Source organism: Actinosynnema pretiosum (genome assembly GCF_024171695.1).
GTDB lineage: Bacteria > Actinomycetota > Actinomycetes > Mycobacteriales > Pseudonocardiaceae > Actinosynnema > Actinosynnema pretiosum.
This window is the reverse complement of the sequence record NZ_JAMTCF010000008.1, coordinates 209593-228586: the sequence shown is the minus strand read 5'-3', so window position 1 is coordinate 228586 and position 18994 is coordinate 209593. Positions and strand designations below refer to the sequence as shown.

Annotated in this window: 16 protein-coding genes and 1 pseudogene; 4 read left to right on the top strand and 13 right to left on the bottom strand. The window is 73.7% G+C overall.

What is annotated here, in order from left to right; genetic code table 11:
• Positions 1–59 precede the first annotated feature (59 nt).
• Positions 60–1643 (bottom strand): diguanylate cyclase domain-containing protein, encoded by a 1584-nt coding sequence (locus LV78_RS18400; RefSeq protein WP_253846488.1) that lies wholly within the window; start codon positions 1641–1643, stop codon positions 60–62.
• A 203-nt stretch (positions 1644–1846) separates the two neighbouring features.
• On the opposite strand from LV78_RS18400, the pseudogene ruvC reads away from it, so the two are divergent.
• The 3 genes and pseudogenes from ruvC to ruvB form a co-directional block, all read left to right on the top strand.
• A pseudogene (ruvC, locus tag LV78_RS18395) lies at positions 1847–2428 on the top strand (crossover junction endodeoxyribonuclease RuvC); the annotation flags it as partial.
• A 698-nt stretch (positions 2429–3126) separates the two neighbouring features.
• Positions 3127–3723 (top strand): Holliday junction branch migration protein RuvA, encoded by a 597-nt coding sequence (gene ruvA, locus LV78_RS18390; RefSeq protein WP_253846487.1) that lies wholly within the window; start codon positions 3127–3129, stop codon positions 3721–3723.
• 86 nt (positions 3724–3809) lie between these two features.
• Positions 3810–4817 (top strand): Holliday junction branch migration DNA helicase RuvB, encoded by a 1008-nt coding sequence (gene ruvB / locus LV78_RS18385; RefSeq protein WP_253846651.1) that lies wholly within the window; start codon positions 3810–3812, stop codon positions 4815–4817.
• 135 nt (positions 4818–4952) lie between these two features.
• Here ruvB and LV78_RS18380 read toward each other — a convergent pair whose 3' ends face one another.
• The 12 genes from LV78_RS18380 to LV78_RS18320 form a co-directional block, all read right to left on the bottom strand.
• Positions 4953–5501, bottom strand: coding sequence for a DinB family protein (locus LV78_RS18380; RefSeq protein ID WP_253846486.1), 549 nt, complete (start codon positions 5499–5501; stop codon positions 4953–4955).
• A 108-nt stretch (positions 5502–5609) separates the two neighbouring features.
• Positions 5610–6089 carry a TspO/MBR family protein gene (locus LV78_RS18375; protein ID WP_253846485.1) on the bottom strand — a complete coding sequence of 160 codons (480 nt, stop codon included), beginning with the start codon at positions 6087–6089 and terminating at the stop codon, positions 5610–5612.
• A 216-nt stretch (positions 6090–6305) separates the two neighbouring features.
• Positions 6306–6530, bottom strand: a complete 225-nt coding sequence (locus LV78_RS18370; RefSeq protein WP_253846484.1) for a hypothetical protein — start codon at positions 6528–6530, stop codon at positions 6306–6308.
• Between the two features lie 72 nt (positions 6531–6602).
• On the bottom strand, positions 6603–7298 hold the full coding sequence (locus tag LV78_RS18365) for a hypothetical protein (protein WP_253846483.1): 696 nt from the start codon (positions 7296–7298) through the stop codon (positions 6603–6605).
• On the bottom strand, positions 7295–7960 hold the full coding sequence (locus LV78_RS18360) for a PP2C family protein-serine/threonine phosphatase (RefSeq protein ID WP_253846482.1): 666 nt from the start codon (positions 7958–7960) through the stop codon (positions 7295–7297). The genes LV78_RS18365 and LV78_RS18360 overlap by 4 nt, the downstream gene beginning before the upstream one ends.
• Complete coding sequence (locus LV78_RS18355) at positions 7951–9729, bottom strand: hypothetical protein (protein WP_253846481.1); 1779 nt, start codon at positions 9727–9729, stop codon at positions 7951–7953. Before LV78_RS18355 ends, LV78_RS18360 begins: the two co-directional genes overlap by 10 nt.
• Before the next feature lie 265 nt (positions 9730–9994).
• Positions 9995–11398, bottom strand: coding sequence for a GH1 family beta-glucosidase (locus LV78_RS18350; protein ID WP_253846480.1), 1404 nt, complete (start codon positions 11396–11398; stop codon positions 9995–9997).
• A gap of 20 nt (positions 11399–11418) precedes the next feature.
• Positions 11419–12423, bottom strand: a complete 1005-nt coding sequence (locus LV78_RS18345) for an ABC transporter ATP-binding protein (RefSeq protein ID WP_253846479.1) — start codon at positions 12421–12423, stop codon at positions 11419–11421.
• Complete coding sequence (locus tag LV78_RS18340) at positions 12420–13556, bottom strand: ABC transporter permease (protein ID WP_253846478.1); 1137 nt, start codon at positions 13554–13556, stop codon at positions 12420–12422. The genes LV78_RS18345 and LV78_RS18340 overlap by 4 nt, the downstream gene beginning before the upstream one ends.
• Before the next feature lie 3 nt (positions 13557–13559).
• Entirely contained in the window at positions 13560–14540 is a 981-nt protein-coding gene (locus tag LV78_RS18335; protein ID WP_253846477.1) for an ABC transporter permease, read from the bottom strand.
• Positions 14537–15580, bottom strand: a complete 1044-nt coding sequence (locus tag LV78_RS42030) for an ABC transporter ATP-binding protein (protein ID WP_372494954.1) — start codon at positions 15578–15580, stop codon at positions 14537–14539. Before LV78_RS42030 ends, LV78_RS18335 begins: the two co-directional genes overlap by 4 nt.
• Positions 15577–17238, bottom strand: a complete 1662-nt coding sequence (locus LV78_RS18320) for an ABC transporter substrate-binding protein (protein ID WP_253846476.1) — start codon at positions 17236–17238, stop codon at positions 15577–15579. The genes LV78_RS42030 and LV78_RS18320 overlap by 4 nt, the downstream gene beginning before the upstream one ends.
• 196 nt (positions 17239–17434) lie before the next feature.
• Between LV78_RS18320 and LV78_RS18315 the strand changes: the two genes are divergently transcribed.
• Positions 17435–18871: an ROK family transcriptional regulator gene (locus LV78_RS18315; RefSeq protein ID WP_253846475.1), complete on the top strand. Its 1437-nt coding sequence runs from the start codon at positions 17435–17437 to the stop codon at positions 18869–18871.
• The last annotated feature ends 123 nt before the right edge of the window (positions 18872–18994 follow it).

Here is an 18994-nt window from a genome sequence, read left to right as displayed (position 1 = left end):
GCGGGCGCGGGCCTTGACAGGGGGCGGGCCCCGGCCGGGGACCGCGCGGCAGGGCCCGGTCAGCCGATGGCGCCCACCGGGCCGCCGATCTGGCCGCCGCCCGCGCCCACGACGATGCCCTTGCCCAGGCGCTTGGCCGCGTACATGGCCGCGTCCGCGTCGCCGAGCAGGTCGTCGGGGGCGACCGGCTGGCCGTGCGCGCGGCGCGCGATGCCGACGCTGGCCCGGATGCGGTGCTCGCCCAGTGCGGTGCGGTGCGGCGCGACCAGCACCCGCAGCACCCGCCTGCCCACCTCGTCCGGCGGCGCGTCGCCCTCGATGAGCACGCCGAACTCGTCGCCGCCCAGCCGCGCCACGGTGTCGCACTCGCGCACGCAGCGCTGGAGCCGCTGGGCCACGATGCGCAGCACGGCGTCGCCCTCGGCGTGCCCGTAGCTGTCGTTGACCTCCTTGAACCCGTCCACGTCGATGAACAGCAGCGCGATCGGGCCGTCCGCGACCAGCGCGGCGCTCAGGCGCTCGCGGAACAGGGCGCGGTTGGGCAGGCCGGTCAGCGGGTCGTGGTAGGCCTGGTGGCGCAGCCGCTCGCGGCTGTCGCGCAGCTGCTCGACCAGGCGGACGTTGTCGATGAGGGTGAGCAGCTGGCGTACCACGACCAGGGCCACGACGCCGAGGCCGACGTAGATCTCCAGCGGTTTGAGCGGGGTGCCGGTGGCGGTGCCGACCACGACGAACAGGCCGGTGGCGGTCATCGGCAGGTACGGGACCAGCAGGTGCAGCAGCTCGCCCGCGCGCAGCAGGCCCTCGTCGGCCCGGCCGCGCCGCACGCCGGCGGGGGCGAGCGCGGCCAGCAGGAGCAGGGCCGGGCAGATCATGAAGCCGATGTCGGCGGCGGTGGGGATCTCGGTGGTCCCGGTGCTGACCAGGTAGGCGAACACCCAGCCGGAGGACGACTGGGCCAGCGCGGCGAGGCCCAGGAAGAGCATGGGGAGCTGGCGGACCGGGCGGTGCGTCCAGGAGAGGACGAGCAGCACCACGAACAGCACCAGGTAGGCGGCCGGGTGGGCGACCACGGGCAGGAAGGACAGGCCGGTCGCGGCCCACTTGCGCAGCATCGACTCCAGCGCGGCGACCCAGGTCAGGACGAACAGCGAGCCGACGACTATCAGCCCGTCGAGCACGAGCACGAGCCTGCCGCGCGCGGCCCCGACCTCGGCCGGTCCGCCGCCGAGCACCAGCACCGCGCCGAGCGCGAGGACCGGGACCAGGGTGAACCCGGCCTGGGCGAGCGCGGAGGTGGGCAGGGAGGCGCCGAGGACGACCTGGCCCCAGGTCCAGGCGCACAGGCCGAGCACCAGGCAGCCGAGCGCGCCGGTCATCCAGATCCGCCAGCGGCGGGCCGGGCCGGTGCGGCGGGCGGCCTCGCCCCAGAAGCACACGAGGGCGGCGGTGGCCCACACGAGCTGGGAGAACTTGTCCAGCGCGACGGAGACCTCGCGGCCGAGCGCCTCGGACACCACGAGGGCGACGAGCACGGACAGGACCACCCCGACGAGGGCGGCCACGACGCCGAACCGCTTCAGGGACATGGCACCCGCCTGCCGCGACTGGCTCGCCTTGTGGACCTCAGCCACTGTAATCATCCCGTGACGCTCTGTCGATCGGGGGGTCGTTTTCGATCACGCAGAGCGCGCTTCCACCTGGAATGCGCCGGACTGTCGGCGACATCGCACATGGTCCCCGGTTCCGTGTTGTGCGCGGCTGTCGGCAACGCGAACACTAAGGTCTGTCGAACTGGTGTTCGCCAACCGGGTGACCACCGGCCGAGCGAGGGGCGTGAGCGGGCGTGCGCGTGTTCGGGGTCGACCCCGGTCTGACCCGCTGCGGGTTCGGGGTGGTCGACGGCGGGACCGGGCGCACGGTCCGGCCGGTGGCGGTGGACGTGGTGCGCACCCCGGCGGACGAGGACCTGTCGCGGCGGTTGCTGCAACTGGCGGACGCGGTCGAGGTGTGGCTGGACCGGTACGCGCCGGACGTGGTGGCGATCGAGCGGGTGTTCAGCCAGCACAACGTGCGCACGGCGATGGGGACGGCGCAGGCGGGCGGGATCGTGGCGCTGGCGGCGGCCAGGCGCGGCCTGCCGGTGGAGTTCCACACGCCGAGCGAGGTGAAGGCGGCGGTGACCGGGTCGGGGCGGGCGGACAAGGCGCAGGTCACGGCGATGGTGACGAAGGTGCTCGGGCTGAAGGTCGCGCCGAGGCCCGCCGACGCGGCCGACGCGCTGGCGCTGGCGATCTGCCACCTGTGGCGGGCGCCGATGAAGTCGCGGCTGGAGCAGGCCCAGGCTCGGGCGGCGGAGATCGCCAGGACCCACCGGGCGCGGCTGGCCGGGGCGGCCGGTGGCGCGGGGACGCGGGCGGGCGGCGCGGCTCAGGCAGCGGGCGCGGCGACGCGGGCCGCAGGCGCGGCGGGTCGGGCTGCCAGCACGGCGGACCGGCCCGACAACGCGGCCACCCGTGCGGGTGACCCCCTTATTACTGACAAGCGCGCCACGGCTGCACGGGCAGCGACCGCAGGGACGGCGGGCGCGCGGACGACCGCGCGCACCGGGGCCGCCCAGCGCACCACGCCCGGCGGCCTCCCCCGCGCCGCCGCCGCAGACCGCCCCGCCGCCACCCGCAAGACCGAACCCGGCCCGACCACCCCCCTCGCCGCCCCCTCCACCGCAGGTCAGACCACTCCCCCGGCCTCGGCCGCAGGTCGAGCGCGGGCCGCGCGCACCGCCCCCGCCGCCGAGCGGGCCGCCGCGCCACCGGTAGCCGCGCCTCCCCCCGTTCCGGCGCCCCAGCCCGCCGACGCCGAGTCGGCCGCCGCACCCGCCGACCTGCCACCGGCCGCCCTACCACCGGTCACCCGACCCGCCGACCTGCCGCCAGCCGCCCCACTCGCCGACCTGCCACCGGCCGCCCTCCCCGCCGACCTCCCGTCGGACGTTCCACCCGCTCCACCAGCCGACCACCCGTCGGACGTTCCACCCGCTCCACCGGCCGACCTCCCGTCGGCCGCTCCACCCGCTCTTTCCGCCGACCTCCCGTCGGCCGCCGCTGAACCCGGAGGGAAGTCCTCGTGATCTCGTCGCTGCGCGGACAGGTGCTGTCCATCGGTCTCGACCACGCCGTGGTCGAGGTGGGCGGGGTGGGGTTCGCCGTGCAGGCGACTCCCGCCACGCTCGCCTCGCTCCGGCGCGGTGAGGAGGCGGCGCTGTCGACGTCGCTGGTGGTCCGCGAGGACTCGTTGACGCTGTTCGGGTTCGCCGACGCCGACTCGCGCCAGCTGTTCGGCCTGCTCCAGACCGTGTCCGGCATCGGGCCACGGCTCGCGCTGGCGACGTTGGCCGTGCTGGAGCCGGAGAAGCTGCGGGCCGCGCTCGCCGAGGGCAGCATCAGCGTGCTCACCCAGGTGCCCGGCATCGGCCGCAAGGGCGCGGAGCGGCTGGTCATCGAGCTGCGGGACAAGGTCGGCCAGCTCGCCACCGCCCCCGGCGCCGAGGGCGTCGTGGCGACCGGCCGGGTGCGCGACCAGGTCGTGGAGGCGCTGCTCGGGCTCGGGTTCCCGGCCAAGCAGGCCGAGACGGCGGTCGACGGCGTGCTCGCCGAGGACTCCTCGCTGGGCACGTCGGTCGTGCTGCGCAAGGCCTTGTCCGGGTTGGGGCGCAAGAAGTGACCGGGTTCGGCGGCTCCGACTTCACCGAGTTCGGCGACTTCGCCGACAGCGGGTTCGACGGTGGCGGGTTCGACGGCGAGGAGGCGCTGAACCCGGCGCGCGAGCTGGGCGAGCGCGACCTGGAGACCACGCTGCGCCCGAAGGACCTGCGCGAGTTCGTCGGCCAGCCGAAGGTGCGCGAGCAGCTGGAGCTGGTGCTGCACGGCGCGATGCGCCGGGGCGCGCCGCCGGACCACGTGCTGCTGTCCGGTCCGCCCGGCCTCGGCAAGACCAGCCTCGCGATGATCATCGCGGCGGAGCTGGGCGCGTCGCTGCGGATCACCTCGGGGCCCGCGCTGGAGCGGGCGGGCGACCTGGCGGCGATGCTGTCGAACCTGGTCGAGGGCGACGTGCTGTTCATCGACGAGATCCACCGCATGGCCCGCCCCGCCGAGGAGATGCTGTACCTGGCGATGGAGGACTTCCGGGTCGACGTCGTGGTCGGCAAGGGCCCCGGCGCGACCAGCATCCCGCTCGACATCGCCCCGTTCACGCTGGTCGGGGCGACCACCCGGTCGGGCGCGCTGACCGGTCCGCTGCGTGACCGGTTCGGGTTCACCGGTCACATGGAGTTCTACACGCCGGAGGAACTCGACCTGATCGTGCGACGGTCGGCGGTGATCCTGGGCGTTGACCTGCGCGAGGAGGGCGCGGCCGAGATCGCCGGGCGCTCGCGCGGCACGCCCCGCATCGCGAACCGGCTGCTGCGCCGGGTGCGGGACTTCGCCGAGGTCAGGGCGGACGGCGCGGTGACCCTGGACGTGGCGCGGGCGGCGCTCGCGGTGTACGACGTGGACGAGCTGGGCCTGGACCGGCTGGACCGGGCGGTGCTGGGCGCGCTGGTGCGCTCGTTCGGCGGCGGCCCGGTGGGCGTGTCGACGCTGGCGGTGGCGGTCGGCGAGGAGCCGACGACCGTGGAGGAGGTCTGCGAGCCGTACCTGGTGCGCGCCGGGATGCTGGCCCGCACCCCGCGCGGTCGGGTGGCGACGGCGCTGGCCTGGCAGCACCTCGGCCTTGAGCCGCCGGACCACGCGCCCGGCCTGCTGGAGGGGTGACCCGAGGCGGGGGCGCGCGGCCGGGAGCCGGGCGGAACGGCAGAACGGCGGGCGGCCCCGGTGCACCCGGAACCGCCCGCCGTCCTCACGTCGTCAGCCGGACCTGGACCCCCGACCGGCCGGGGAGGGGCCCGCTCAGCCCATCGTCTTCTGGCCGTCGATCGACTCGCGGATGATGTCCGCGTGCCCTGCGTGCTGCGCGGTCTCGGCGATCAGGTGCACCAGCACCCGCCGCACCGTCCTGGTCGCGCCCGGCTCGAACCACGGCGCGACCGGCAGTTCCCGCGCCCGGTCCAGGTCCAGTCCGGGGATCGCCGCGTCGGTCTCCGCCGCGACCCGCGCGTACTCGGCCAGCAGCTCCTCGGCGGTCTGGTCCTCCGCGATCCGGAACTCCTCGCGGAACGCCTCCTCCACGGCGGCCAGCCCGGCCGGGTCCGAGGGGAAGTCCATCACGTGCGGCTCGCCCTTGGCGAAGCGCATCCACTCGGCCTCCATGGCCGTGAGGTGCTTGACGATGCCGCCCAGGGTCAGCTCGCTCACCGTGCTCCGCGCGGTCAGCTGCTCCCACGTCACGCCGCCCAGCGTGTGCCGCAGGAACCCCCGGTGGGTTTGGAGCGCCTCGACCAGGTCGGCGACCTCGGCGGTGCTGGTCGCGGGGCCGGTGGTGGGTGCTGCGGTGGTCATGTTTCCCCCTCTTTCGTGGTCTGGGGGGAACCTATGAGGTGATGCGGTCAGCTCCGGTCCTCGTTCGACCGGAGGACCGCGACACCCTCGGGTGAACTTCGACCGGGGTCAGTTCAGCGCCACGATCGCCGCGTTGAGCGCCGTCGCGAACCCGACCCACAGCAGGTACGGCACGAGCAGCAGCCCGGACGCCCGGTGGCCGCGCCGCAGGAACACCACGATCAGCGCGACGATCGACGCGAGCAGCAGCACGATGTCCGCCAGCGCGACCGCGTACAGGTCGGCGGCGAAGAACAGCGGGGTCCACAGGCCGTTCAGCACGAGCTGCGCCGCGAACAGGCCCAGTTCCCAGCGCACGCCCTCGCGCTTCCAGAACAGCCACCCGGACACCGCGATCATCGCGTAGAGCACGGTCCACACCGGGCCGAACAGCCACGGCGGCGGGGCCCACGACGGGGTCTCCAGGGCCTGGTACTCGGATGCCGCCGACATCGAGGCCAGCGATCCCGCCACGGCGACCAGCGCCACCGCCGCGCCGAACGCCGCCAGTCCTACCACCGGGTGTCGTCGTGCCGCCAGATCAGCCATGCACCGAGGCTAGGAGCGCCCGGTGCGGTCCGCACGACAGAACGGGCACGGAACGTCACCAGATGTGGCGCGTCACCCGGACGCACGGTCCACTGCCCCGATCGGGGCGGGGGCCGGTCTTGCCGGTGGGGCAGGCGCCGCGCGCGACCGGTCGGGCGGGGGCGCTGGTTCCCCGCGAACGAGCGCCGCCGGGGCGCCCGCCCGCAGGCGAGTGGCTCACGCGGCCTGGGGCGGGGCGCCGAGCAGCGCGCGGCCGGTCTCGGTCAGCACCACGGGTCCCGAGGTGCCCGCGATCAGCCCGGACACGACCAGCCTGCGGCCGAGGAACTGGTCGCAGCACGACAGCCCGTCCACCATCAGGTTCCCCTGGTCGAGGGTGCAGCGGCCCTCGGCCACCGCGCGCAGGACGGCGTGCTCCCTGGGTGTGAGGTTCGTGGTCATGTCGATCTCCTCCCGTGCGTTTGCTCACCTCGGTACGGCCTTGGACGCCGGGGCAATAGCCCGTTCCGGTTGTCAAAGGGGAGCACGGGTTGCGGTCCAGGTGCCGATGCCCGCCATGGGGTCGCCGCCGAGGGACTGGATGGCCGAGACCACCTGCTCGTCCTCGCCGCGCGGGACGGCGAGGACCTGCGGCTCGTGCTCGTGCGGGACGGCCAGTGCCAGGTACTCGTCCTCGCGCGGCACGGCCAGGGCCCGGTGGTCGTCACCGCGCGGGACGACCAGGGCCCGGTGGTCGTCCTCGTGCGGCAGGTGCTCGTCCTCGTGCGGCAGGGCGGGCGCGCGGTGCTCGTCGGCGACGCGCGGGCGCGGGGCGACGCCGGTGCGCACGTGCAGCGCGGACGCCCCGACCACCCCGCCGAGCAGCGGCAGCACCGGGCCGGGCGGCTCCCAGCCGGAGTCGAGGAACAGCTCGTCCAGGTCGGGGTCGAGCGGCTCGTCCAGCCAGCCGGTCCCCGCGCACACCCCGGCGAACCGGGCCTCCCCGGTGAGCACGACCCGCCGCTCGCCCGGCCGGTAGCTGACCGCGCACGCGCCGCCCCTGGCGTGCCGGAGCAGCACCTCCACGACCTGGTCGAGGGGTGAGCCGGACCGGACGAGCCGCCAGCAGCGCTCGACCACGCGGGCGTCCGGGTCGGCCTCCACGAGCAGCCAGGTGCCCTCGCCCGCCAGGGCGACCCACTGGCCGGGCGAGTACGCGACCTCGCTCACCGGGGCACCGCCACGTCCACGACCACGGCCGTCGCGTTGTCCCGGCCACCGGCCTCGACGGCGCGGCGCACCAGCTCGTCGGCGGCCACACCCGGTTCGGCGACGCGGCACAGGACGTGCGCGATCTCGGCGTCGTCCAGCTCGTTGGTCAGCCCGTCCGAGCACATCAGGAACCGCTCACCGGCGGCGGGCGGCATGACCAGCAGGTCGGGGGTGGGGGTGCGCTCGACGCCGAGCGAGCGGGTGAGCACGTGGCCGCGCGAGTGGTCGGTGGTGAGGCGGGCGAGGTCGCCGTCGAACAGCCGGTAGACCCGCGAGTCGCCGATGTTGAACACCGCCCAGTGCGCCTGGCCGAGCACGTCGACCATGGCGATGCCGGTGGCGGTGGTGCCCATGCCGCGCTTGCCGGGGTCGGTGGCGCCCTCGACGAGCATCGCCTCGTTGGCCTCCTCGAGCGCCCGCTGCACGTCCCCGACGCGGCGGCCGGGGGTGGCGTCCAGGTCGCGGAGCGCGGCGACGGCGAGCGCGCTGGCCACCTCGCCCGCCGCGTGCCCGCCCATGCCGTCGGCGACGGCGAACACGTGCGCGCCGACCAGGGCGCAGTCCTCGTTGTCGTGGCGCACCCGGCCGACGTCGGTGGCCATGCCCGCGGTCAGCTGCACGGCGCGGTCCCGAACGATGCGGTCCCGAACAGCTCGGCGAGCCCGGACGCCGCGTCGTCCCGCCCGGCGCCGCCCAGGGAGGTCGCCCAGGCGCCGTCCTCGTCGACCGCGATGCCGATGCTGCCTGCCCCGGTCGCGGTGCGGGTGCGCACCAGGACGGCGGCGCGGCCCTTGGTGCGGGGCGGGGTGGTGGCGCGGGTGGCGGCGCGCGGGTGGGCGGTGGGGGGCTGGTCGTTGGCGGGTGGCTGGTCGGCGGCAGCGGGGCGGCTGCCTGCGGGTGACTGACCGGCAGGCGACTGACTGGCGGGTGACTGACCGGTGGGCGGCTGACCGGCGGGCGGCTGTGGTCTCACGGGCAGCGGGTTAGGGGCCGGGGCGGTGGTGGCGGGTGGTTGAGCGGCGGACGCCTGCGGGCGGACGGGCAGCGGGGCACCGGGTGGCGCGTTGGGGACCGACGGCGCGGTGGCGACGCCTGCCACCTGCGGCTTCCGCGCGGCGAGCGGCTGACCCCCAGGTGTTCGGGTGGGCAGCGGGCTCGCGGGGAAGGCGATGGGCGGCTGCGTGGCGGGTCCCAACGACCTGATGAGCGGTGGGGCGGTGAGCGGCGTGGCGGTGGGAGGCGCGGAAGCGGAGGGCGCCAGGTCTGGTGGCGGAACGGCGGGCGCCGCCTCGGCGCGCCGCGCGGGGGACGGCGCGGTGGCCGCAGGCTGGCTCGCGTCCGACTGGCGCCCACCTGCCCGCGATGCGCCCGGCTGGTGCCCGTCCGACTGGTGCGCGCCCGGCTGCTGCCCGTCCGGCTGGTACCCACCTGCCCGTGAACCGCCCGAGGACTGCCCGTCCGACTGGTACCCACCTGCCCGCGAGCCGCCCGGCGGGTGCCCACCGGCCTGCCGCACGACCGCCTGCCGCACGCCCACCTGCGCCCCACCCCCCTGCTGCCCACCGGCTCGCCCCACCCCGAACCCCCTGGTCCGCCCGGCGTCGAACCAGTCTGCAGCCCGCTCCGCCTCCCGCTCAGCAGCGCGCCCAGCCTCCCGCTCCGCCGCCCCGAGGTGCCGCTCCAGGAACAGCCGGGCCTGCTGCCCGACCGGCGTCGCGCGGTCGAGGAGGCGGACCGCGAAGCGGGCCCGGCCGAGCGCCAGGAGCGCCAGGTGCACGCGCGGGCCGGTGATCGCGTAGGCCAGGGCGTCCTCCGCCAGCATCGCGGTCACCCGGTCGGCGCTCTCCAGGGCGGCCAGGACCGCCGCCGTCTCGTCGCGCAGCACCAGCTCCTCCCCCTGCTCGACGGCCAACCCCCTGGCCAGCAGGGACGCCGCGCCCGCCGCCACCGCCTCCGGCGAGGTGGGCAGGCGCAGCTCGGCGCACAGCGGGGGCAGCGCGCTGGGCTTGGCCCTGGCCAGGTAGCCCAGCTCGGCGGCGGTGAGGACCAGGCCCTCGGCGGCGACCGCGCCGGGGCGCAGGGCGGCGACGCCGAAGAACAGCTCGATGCCGTCGTTCCACGCCTCCTCGCGCAGCACCACCCGGTCGGCGGTCACCCCGGCGGCGCCCATGCCCAGGACGAAGTCGGCGACGTCGCGGATGAAGCCCCGGTCGGCCGCCGCGCCGGGATCGGGCGCGCCCAGCCGCTCGACCCCGTGCGCACCGGCCCCGCTGTCCAGGGCGAACCACCCGCCGGGCGCGTCGTCCCCGCGCCGCGCCCGGTCACCGCCCTCCCCCGCTACCCGCCCCATGAGGTTCCTCTCCGCGTTGGTCCCGGACGCACCGGTCATCGCGGCACCTGTCGCGGGCGTTGCACGGATTCCACGATGGGGTGAACTTGAATTCATTCCTTGGGGTATCGGCGATTGTGCGGAAAGCACTGGAACTCCAGTTCAGGGCACCTGCGAAACGCCAAAGCATTCCCCACTGCGCCAAGCGTCAATAGACCGCACGGCCCACGCGCGATCCGCCGGAAACGCCCCGAACCGCACCCCCGGAACGCGGAACGGCGGCCGGGTGGGAACCCGACCGCCGTCCGCGCGGCCCGAGGGGAGCTCAGCCCTCCCGGACCCGCTTCGCCACGTCCCGGTACCAGAGCGCGCTCGCCTTGGGCGTGCGCACCTGCGTCTCGTAGTCCACGTGCACGATCCCGAACCGCTTCTCGTACCCGTACGACCACTCGAAGTTGTCCATCAGCGACCACGCGAAGTACCCGCGCACGTCCGCCCCGCCCTCGCGCGCCTTCGCGACCGCCGCGATGTGCGAGTCCAGGTACGCCACCCGGTCCGCGTCCTCGACCGACCCGTCCGGCGACACGGCGTCGTCGAACGCCGCCCCGTTCTCGGTGATCACCATCGGCGGCAGGTCGGGGTACTCGCGCGCGTTCTGCAGCAGCAGCTCGGTGAACTGCTCCGGCACGATCTCCCAGTCCATCGCGGTGACCGGCCGCCCGTACCGCAGCTCCCGGTCCACCGGCAGCCCGTCCGCGTCCACCGTCGAGCCGTCCTCGGCGGTGCCGGAGTACTTGGAGCTGGTGTAGTGGTTGATCCCCAGCACCTCGATCGGCTGGGAGATCAGCTCCAGGTCGCCGTCCCGCACGGGCAGCTCGGCGCCGCGCGCGGCGAGGTCGGCGACCACGTCGGCCGGGTACTCGCCGGTGACCACCGGGTGCAGGTAGATGCGCCTGCCGAGGCCGTCCGCGCGCCGGGCCGCGTCGCGGTCCAGCTCGCTGTCGGTGGCGGGCGCGGCGTGGCCCATGTTCAGCGTGATGCCGAACTCGGTGGGCTTCACGGCCGCCTCGCGCATCCGCTGGGTGGCCAGGCCGTGGCCGAGCAGCAGGTGGTGCACGGCCTTGATGGCGTCCGGGAAGTGCGTGCGGCCGGGCGCCTGCCTGCCGACGTGGTAGCCGAGCATGGCCGAGCACCACGGCTCGTTGAGCGTGGTCCAGGTGCGCACCCGGTCCTGCAGCGCGTCGAACACCAGCATCGAGTACTCGGCGAACCGGTAGGCGGTGTCGCGGACCGGCCAGCCGCCCGCGTCCTCCAGCTCCTGCGGCAGGTCCCAGTGGTAGAGCGTCACCCACGGGTCGACGCCCTTGGCGAGCAGCTCGTCCACGAGCCGGTCGTAGAACGCGAGGCCCTTGGGGTTGGCGGGACCGGCGCCGCCCGGCTGGACGCGCGGCCAGGCCACCGAGAACCGGTAGGTGTCGACGCCGAGCGAGCGGATCAGCTCGACGTCCTCGGGCATCCGGTGGTAGTGGTCGCAGGCCACGTCGCCGTTGTCGCCCTCGTGCACCATGCCGGGCACCCGGCAGTAGGTGTCCCAGATGGACGGTCCGCGCCCGTCCTCGGCCACCGCCCCCTCGATCTGGTAGGCGGAAGTGGCCACGCCCCAGCGGAACGAGGGGGGCAGCGACGCGATGGCCGGGTCGAACCCGGCGGCGCGTGCGGTGGTGTCCACAGTGGATCTCCTCCTGGAGGTCAGGACCCGTTGTCGTGAACGGGGTGCAGCCAACAGGCCACGACGCGGTCGGCGTCCGGCTGGTCGCCGGGGAGGCCGAGCGCCGGGACCTCCACACCGCAACGCTCCATTGCGCGCGGACAGCGGGGGTGGAACGCGCAGCCCGAGGGCATTCCGCGCAGGTCCGGCGGTGAGCCGGGGATGCCCGCGAGCTGGCGGCGGGGGCCGCGCAGCGCGGGGAACGAGCCGAGCAGACCGGCGCTGTACGGGTGCAGCGGCGTCCGGTAGATCTCGGCGGAGTCCGCCTGCTCGACGACGCGCCCGCCGTACATGATCGCGATCCGGTCGGAGAACTCGACCAGCAGCGACAGGTCGTGCGTGATGAACACGACCGAGAACCCGAGCCGCTCGCGCAGGTCGACGAGCTGGCGCAGGATCTGCCGCTGCACCACCACGTCCAGCGCGGTGGTGGGCTCGTCCATGATCACGACCTCGGGCTCCAGCACCAGCGCCATCGCGATCATGACGCGCTGGCGCATCCCGCCGGAGAGCTGGTGCGGGTAGCTGTCGAGCCGGTCGGCGGCGATGCCGACGAGCCCGAGCACCTCGCGGGCCCGCGCGAGGCGGGAGGCCTTGGTGCTGCTCGGGTCGTGGGCGGCGATGACGTCGGTGAGCTGGGTGGAGATCCGCTTGACCGGGTTGAGCGAGTTCATCGCGCCCTGGAACACGATCGCGGTCTCGGCCCAGCGGAACGCGCGCAGCCGCGCGTCGGACATCCGCAGCACGTCGACGGGCCCGTCGGGGCCGTGGTAGAGCACCTCGCCGGAGGCGACGACGCCGGGCGGCGGGAGCAGCCTGGTCATGCCGTAGGCGAGGGTGGACTTGCCGCTGCCGCTCTCCCCGGCAAGGCCGAGGACCTCGCCCCGGTGCAGGGTCAGGTCGACGTCGCGCACGGCGCGCACGGCGTCCGCGCCCAGGCCGTAGTCGACGTTGAGGGCGCGGATCTCCAGGACCGGCTCGCTCACGACTCCCCCTCCCCGGTGCGGTCGGCAGTATCGTCCACGACGGTTTTCCCCTTGGCGGCAGCGGGTTCGGGCTCGGGCGCGGCAGGTTTCGGCTCAGGCGTGGCAGGTTTCGGCTCGGCCGTGGCGGGTTTCGGCTCGGCCGTGGCGGGTCGCGGCGCAGGCTCGGCGGGTTTCGGCGCGGGTGCGAGCACCGGCGTGAACCCGACGCGCATCCGCACGGTGCGGCCGTCCTCGGTCTTCGCGGTGGTCCTGCCGCCGCCGCGCAGGCGCGGGCTGACGAACTCGTCGATGCCGAAGTTCACCAGCGACAGCGCGGTTCCCAGGAACGCGATCGCGAGCCCTGCGGGCACGAACCACCACCACGCGCCCTGGGCGAGCGCCTGCTGGCCCTGCGCCCAGAACAGCACGGTGCCCCAGTTCCAGGTGCCGCTCGCGGACACCCCGATGAACGCCAGGGTGATCTCGGAGACCACGGCGAAGATGACCGTGCCGACGAAGCCGGAGGCGATGACCGCCGTCAGGTTCGGCATGATCTCGAAGACGATGATCCGCCAGGTGGACTCGCCGGTGGCGCGCGCGGCCTCCACGTAGTCCCTGCGGCGCAAGGACAACGTCTGCGCGCGCAGCACCCGCGCGTTCCACGCCCACGAGGTGAACCCGATGACCAGCGCGATGGTGACGTCGGTGGTCTCGGGCAGCGACGAGGTGATGATGATGATCAGCGGCAGCGCCGGGATGACCAGGAAGACGTTGGACAGCGCGGAGAGCCCCTCCGCGCCGAACCCGCCGAGATAGCCGGAGGTGACGCCGACCAGCACCGACAGCACGGTGGCGATGGCGGCGGCGAGGAACCCGACGAGCATGACGCTGCGGGTGCCCACGATCACCTGGCTGAAGATGTCCTGGCCGAGGTGGGTGGTGCCGAACCAGTGCGCCGCCGACGGGCCCTGCATGACGTCGGAGCTGCGCGCGGACGGGTCGTAGGGCGCGATCCACGGGCCGATCACGGCGATCAGCGTGAACAGGCCGAGCACGACCAGTCCGGTGGTGGCCTTGGGGTTCGCGACGAACCGCAGCCTGCTGCGCTTGGCGGGCGCGGCGGGCGCGGTCCCGGTGGTGGGGACGACGGCCATCGCTCAGCCCTCCCGTCGGGTGCGCGGGTCGAGCGCGAGGTAGGCGAGGTCGGCCAGGAAGTTGGCCGCCAGCACGGACAGCGTGATCATCAGGAAGATGCCCTGCATGAGCGGGTAGTCCTTGGCGCCCACCGCCTGGAACAGCAGCAGGCCGAGGCCGGGGTAGGAGAACACGATCTCCACCAGCAGCGTGCCGCCGACGATGAAGCCGAGCGAGAGCGCGAAGCCGGAGACGTTGGGCAGCAGGGCGTTGCGGGCCGCGTAGCCGACCATGACGCGCCGGTCGGTGAGTCCCTTGGCGTGCGCGACGGTGACGTAGTCCTCGGACGAGACGGTCACCATCATGTTGCGCATGCTCAGGATCCAGCCGCTCATGGACGACACCAGGATCGTCAGCGCGGGCAGCAGGCCGTGCCGCAGCACGCTGCCGACGAACTCCAGGTCGGGGTTCGGCACCAGGCCGATCTCGTACGCGCCGGAGGCCGGGAAGAAGCTGCCCGGACCGGCGAGCAGGGCGATGGCGAGCAGGCCCAGCCAGAAGTACGGGATCGAGGACAGGAACGTGGTGACCGGGATCAGCAGGTCCGCGAGGGAGCCGCGCCGCCAGCCGACGACCGTGCCGAGCGCGGTGCCGAGCAGGAAGCCGAGCACCGTGGTGATGCCGACCAGCCCGACGGTCCACGGCAGGCCGCCGCTGATCACCTCCGACACCGGGGTGGGGAAGAAGGTGAACGACATGCCGAGGTCTCCGGTGAAGACCTGGCCGAGGTAGCGGAAGTACTGCTCGACCAGGCTCGCCTCCTTGTCCAGCCCGAAGAGGATGTACAGCGACTCGACGGCCTCGGTGGTCATCTGGCCCCTGGACTTGGTGATCAGGGCCTGGACCGGGTCGCCGGGGATGAGCCGGGGGATGAAGAAGTTGATGGTGAGCGCGGCCCACGCGGTGAACGCGTAGAAGGCGATGCGCTTGAGGACCTGGCTCACTTCCCGCTCACCTCCGCGTCGAAGAGCCAGCACGCCGCGAAGTGGCCCGGCTGGTCGCCGACGTCGAACCTCGGCGGGACCTTCTCCCGGCACACGTCCATGGCGAACGGGCAGCGCGGGTTGAACCGGCAGCCCTTCGGCGGGTCGATGAGGCTGGGGGGCTCGCCGCTCCCGCCGTCCTTGCCCTCCGCCGCAGGGCGATCGGGGTCGGGCGCGGAGTCGATGAGCAGCTGGGTGTACGGGTGCGCGGGGTTCTGCGTGACGGTCTCGCTGTCGCCGCCCTCGACCACCCGGCCCGCGTACATCACGCAGGTCTCGTCGGCGAAGTAGCGCGCCGACGCGATGTCGTGGGTGATGTACAGGATCGCCAGGTGCAGGCGCTCCTTCAGGTCCCGCAGCAGGTTCAGCACGCCGAGCCGGATCGACACGTCGAGCATCGACACCGGCTCGTCGGCGAGCAGCACCTCGGGGTCGGCGCCGAGCGCGCGGGCGATGGCCACGCGCTGGCGCTGGCCGCCGGACAGCTCGTGCGGGAACTTGTCGACGTACCGCTCGGGCGGGGTGAGCTGGACGCGGGTGAGCAGGTCGGACAGCGCGGTCTCCAGCTCCTGCGCGGTCTTCCCGGCGTTGCCGTGGATCTTCAGCGCCCTGGTCAGGTGGTAGCGCACGGTGTGCACCGGGTTCAGCGAGGCGAACGGGTCCTGGAAGATCATCTGGACCCGCCTGCTGTACGCCCGGAACGCCCGACCTCCCTTGACGGTGCTGAGCTCGCCGCCGAGCCGGATCTCGCCGGAGGTGCGCGGGTAGAGCTGGGCGAGGAGCCGGGCGACGGTGGACTTGCCCGAGCCGGACTCCCCGACCAGCGCGGTGACCCGGCCCTTGCGCAGGGCGAGCGTCACGTCGTCCACGGCGTGCACCGCGCGGGTGCCCCTGGTGAGCAGTTCCCTGCCGCGCTTGCGGAGCGGGAAGTGCTTGGTGAGGCCATCGGCCTCCAGGACCACGTCGGTGGTCCCGGAGGCCGGGGCGGAGAGCTCGGTCATGCGGCGGGCTTCAGCTTGAGGACGATCTCCAGCGCGTTCTCCAGGGTCATCTGGGCGGGCGCGTAGGGGTTGTCCGCGTCGGGCCAGCCGGTCCAGTTGCGGGTGGTGTACTCGCCACCGCCGTTGGCCGCCGAGGTGATGATCACGGGCATGTCCGCGACGAAGATCTGCTGGAGCTTCGTCATCGCGGCGGTGCGGGAGGCGTCGTCGGGCGCGGTCGCGTACTGCTCCAGCGCGGCGGTGGCCTCGGGGTTCTCGTAGCGGCCGTAGTTGCCGTTGATGCCGCCCTCGCCGACCGGCTTGTACAGGGCGCCGTCCATGATGGACTGGTAGATGTCGTACGGCGTCGGGCCGTTGTTGGTCCAGTGCAGCGCGGCCTGGAAGTCGCCGGTGTCCAGCGCCTTGGTCCAGGCGTCGACGTTCTGCAGCTCGACGGTGGCCTCGATGCCGAGGTCGGAGACGTTGTCCTTGATGATCTCGACGTTGGTGACGTAGTCGGACCAGCCGGACGGCACGGTCATCTTCAGCGTCACCGGCTTGCCGGACGGGTCCTTGAGCTTGTCGCCGTCGTAGCTGAAGCCGTTGTCGGTCAGCTCCTTCTTGGCCGCGGCGACGTCCACCTCGACGGTCTTGCCCTTGAACTCGTCGGCGATGAACGGGTCACCGGCGGGGGTCGGGATGCCGGTGATGTTGTCGACCTTCGGGTAGAAGTAGCCGCCCTCGCCCTGCACGAAGATGTCCTGGCGGTTGACCACCTGGTTCACCGCGCGGCGCAGCGGCGCGCTGTCCCACGGAGCGCTCTTGGTGTTGAACCACAGGCCGTGGATGCCCAGCACCGGCGGGAACCAGAGCTTGTTGTGCTGCGGGTCCTTGCTGGTGTAGACGGCCTCGTAGTTCGGGATGAACACGAAGCTCCAGTCGGTGGTGCCGTTGGCCAGCGCGGTGGTCTGCGCGTTGTTGTCGGCGTACGCGGTGTACCGGACTTCCTTGACCTGCGGCAGTTCCTGCCAGTAGGTGTCCCGCACGACGAGGGTCTGGGTCTGCGGGGTGAAGGACTTCAGCGTGTACGGGCCGCTGCCGACCGGGTTCTTGACCGTCTCCGTGGACGGGTTCGCGTAGGTCGACCAGATGTGCTCGGGGACGATGAACTGCTCCAGGAGCTTGTTCTGGTTGGTGAACTGCGAGCGCGGGAAGCTCACCGTGACCTTGCCGCCGTCGACGGTGGCGCCCTGGAACGGCAGGCCCTGGATGTTCAGGCCGGGGTTGTCCTTGAGCAGGTTGAACGTGAACGCGACGTCGGCCGGGGTGAGCGGCTTGCCGTCGGACCAGGTGACGCCCTCGCGGACGGTCAGCACGAGCTTGGAGTAGTTGTCCTGCCACTCCCACTCGCTGGCGAGCCAGGGCGTGGGCTCCTTGGTCGCGTCGGTCTCGTTGACCATGGTCAGCGGCTCGAAGATCAGCCTGCGGTAGCCCATGATCGTCGCGGCGGACGAGTTGAGGAACGGGTTGTGGTTCTCGGTCTGCGGGCCGTCGGGCTTGCCCACGTTCAGCACACCGGCCTGGGACTGCGCGCCCTGGTTGCTCGTGGAGCAGGCGGCGAGCGGGGTGAAGGCCGTGATCGCCGCGATGGCGAGGGCGGCCGTTCGCCTGAGTCGCATGGTTTCTCCTTGTGGGAACGGGTGTTCACGAGCGCCAGGTCGGGTCGGACCGCGTGTGCCATCGCGGGTGGGACGGTGCGCGTCCTCGGGTTGCCGAAGACTCAACCCCGGTGAGTCAGGTCACGTCAATAACGAACATGTTACAAACTTAGTCTAATTTTAAGTCGCGAAGGAAGTGCGCGGCATCCTGCCGACCATGCCAGCCAAGCGCGCCACCGTGCGCGACCTGCGACGTCACAACCGATCGGCGCTCCTGTCGACCCTCTACTTCGAAGGCCCGCTGAGCAGGCAGGAACTGGTCGCCAGGACCGGGCTGAGCGCCGCCACGGTGTCCACCGCGACCGCCGGGCTGGTCGACGAGCGGCTCGTCGTCGGCGCGGGGACGGTCGAGTCCGACGGCGGCAGGCCGCGCTCGCTGCTGCGCGTCAACCCCGGCTACGGGCACGTGGTCGGCGTCGACGTCGGCGAGACCGGGGTGGCCGTCGAGCTGTTCGACCTGGCGCTGCGCCGGGTCGCCGCGATCGACCACGACCTGCCGCCCACCGACCCGCTCGCGGTGGGCGCGCTGATCGCCTCGGCCGTGCCGGAGGTGATCGCGCTGGCCGGAGCGGACCAGCGCGGCGTGCTGGGCGTCGGGATCGGCGTGCCGGGCGCGGTGGAGCGCTGCGGGGACGGGTCGGGGGCGACGACGCTGGTGCACGCGCAGACCCTGGGCTGGTCGGGGGTCCCGCTGGCCGAGCTGGTCAGGGCGGGTGGCACGGCGCTGCCGCTGTTCGTGGAGAACGGCGCGAAGACCCAGGGGCAGGCCGAGATGTGGTTCGGCGCCGGGCGCGGGTCGCGGCACGTGGTGGTGGCGCTGCTGGCCTCCGGGGTGGGCGCGGCGGTGGTGGCGGACGGGGTGGTGCAGCGCGGGTCGACCAGCAGCGCGGGCGAGTGGGGGCACACCACGGTGGTCTACGGCGGGCGGCGGTGCCGGTGCGGGGCGCGGGGGTGCCTGGAGGCGTACGTGGGCGCGGGGGCGGTGCTGGAGCGGTACCGGGAGCTGGGCGGGGTGCTGGGCGAGGGGGACGAGCGGTCGGCGTTCGGGGAGCTGGTGGCGCTGGCGGGTGGGGCGGCGGTGGGTGGGGCGTCGCTGACCGGCGGGGCGTCGCTGACCGGCGGATCAGCGCTGGCAGGCGGACCGGCGGAGGCTGGCGGGCCGTCGAGGGCTGGCGGATCACCGCTGGCAGGCGGGCCATCGGGGGCTGACGGACCATCGCTGACCGACGGGGCACGGCCGTCTGCCGGGTCGTGGCCGTCCGCCGGATCGCTGCTGGCCGAGCGGGTGCTGGAGGAGGCCGCGGGGTACCTGGGCGCGGGGATCGCGAACCTGGTGAACCTGTTCAACCCGGAGCGGATCGTGCTGGGCGGGTGGGCCGGGGCGGCGCTGGGCGAGGCGTGGTTGCCGGTGATCGCGGCGGCGGCGCGGGAGCACGCGCTGCGCCACCCGTTCGACCGGGTGCGCCTGGAAGCGGGGCGGTTGGGCCCGGACGCGGTGGCCGTCGGGGCGGCGACGCTGCCGGTCGCGGCGCTGCTGGAGCGGGCCGCCGACCCGCGCGCCCCCGTGCGCGGGCGGACGGCGCACTTGGCCTAACCGCAGGGCGTTCACGTGTCGGCCGGATGTCGGAAACCCGCCGTTGACGTTGCCGCGAGCCCGGAGCTACGCTGCGTGAGAGCGCTCTCACGCCTCCGGTGCCACGGAGGCGCCCCGCACTCC

Excerpts from the sequence above, each read along its gene's own strand:
- LV78_RS18400 (WP_253846488.1), bottom strand. The coding sequence starts at position 1,643 with ATGATTACAGTGGCTGAGGTCCACAAGGCGAGCCAGTCGCGGCAGGCG.
- LV78_RS18380 (WP_253846486.1), bottom strand. The coding sequence starts at position 5,501 with ATGACCACCGCAGCACCCACCACCGGCCCCGCGACCAGCACCGCCGAG.
- LV78_RS18375 (WP_253846485.1), bottom strand. The coding sequence starts at position 6,089 with ATGGCTGATCTGGCGGCACGACGACACCCGGTGGTAGGACTGGCGGCG.
- LV78_RS18370 (WP_253846484.1), bottom strand. The coding sequence starts at position 6,530 with ATGACCACGAACCTCACACCCAGGGAGCACGCCGTCCTGCGCGCGGTG.
- LV78_RS18355 (WP_253846481.1), bottom strand. The coding sequence starts at position 9,729 with ATGACCGGTGCGTCCGGGACCAACGCGGAGAGGAACCTCATGGGGCGG.
- LV78_RS18340 (WP_253846478.1), bottom strand. The coding sequence starts at position 13,556 with ATGGCCGTCGTCCCCACCACCGGGACCGCGCCCGCCGCGCCCGCCAAG.
- LV78_RS42030 (WP_372494954.1), bottom strand. The coding sequence starts at position 15,580 with ATGACCGAGCTCTCCGCCCCGGCCTCCGGGACCACCGACGTGGTCCTG.
- LV78_RS18320 (WP_253846476.1), bottom strand. The coding sequence starts at position 17,238 with ATGCGACTCAGGCGAACGGCCGCCCTCGCCATCGCGGCGATCACGGCC.
- LV78_RS18315 (WP_253846475.1), top strand. The coding sequence starts at position 17,435 with ATGCCAGCCAAGCGCGCCACCGTGCGCGACCTGCGACGTCACAACCGA.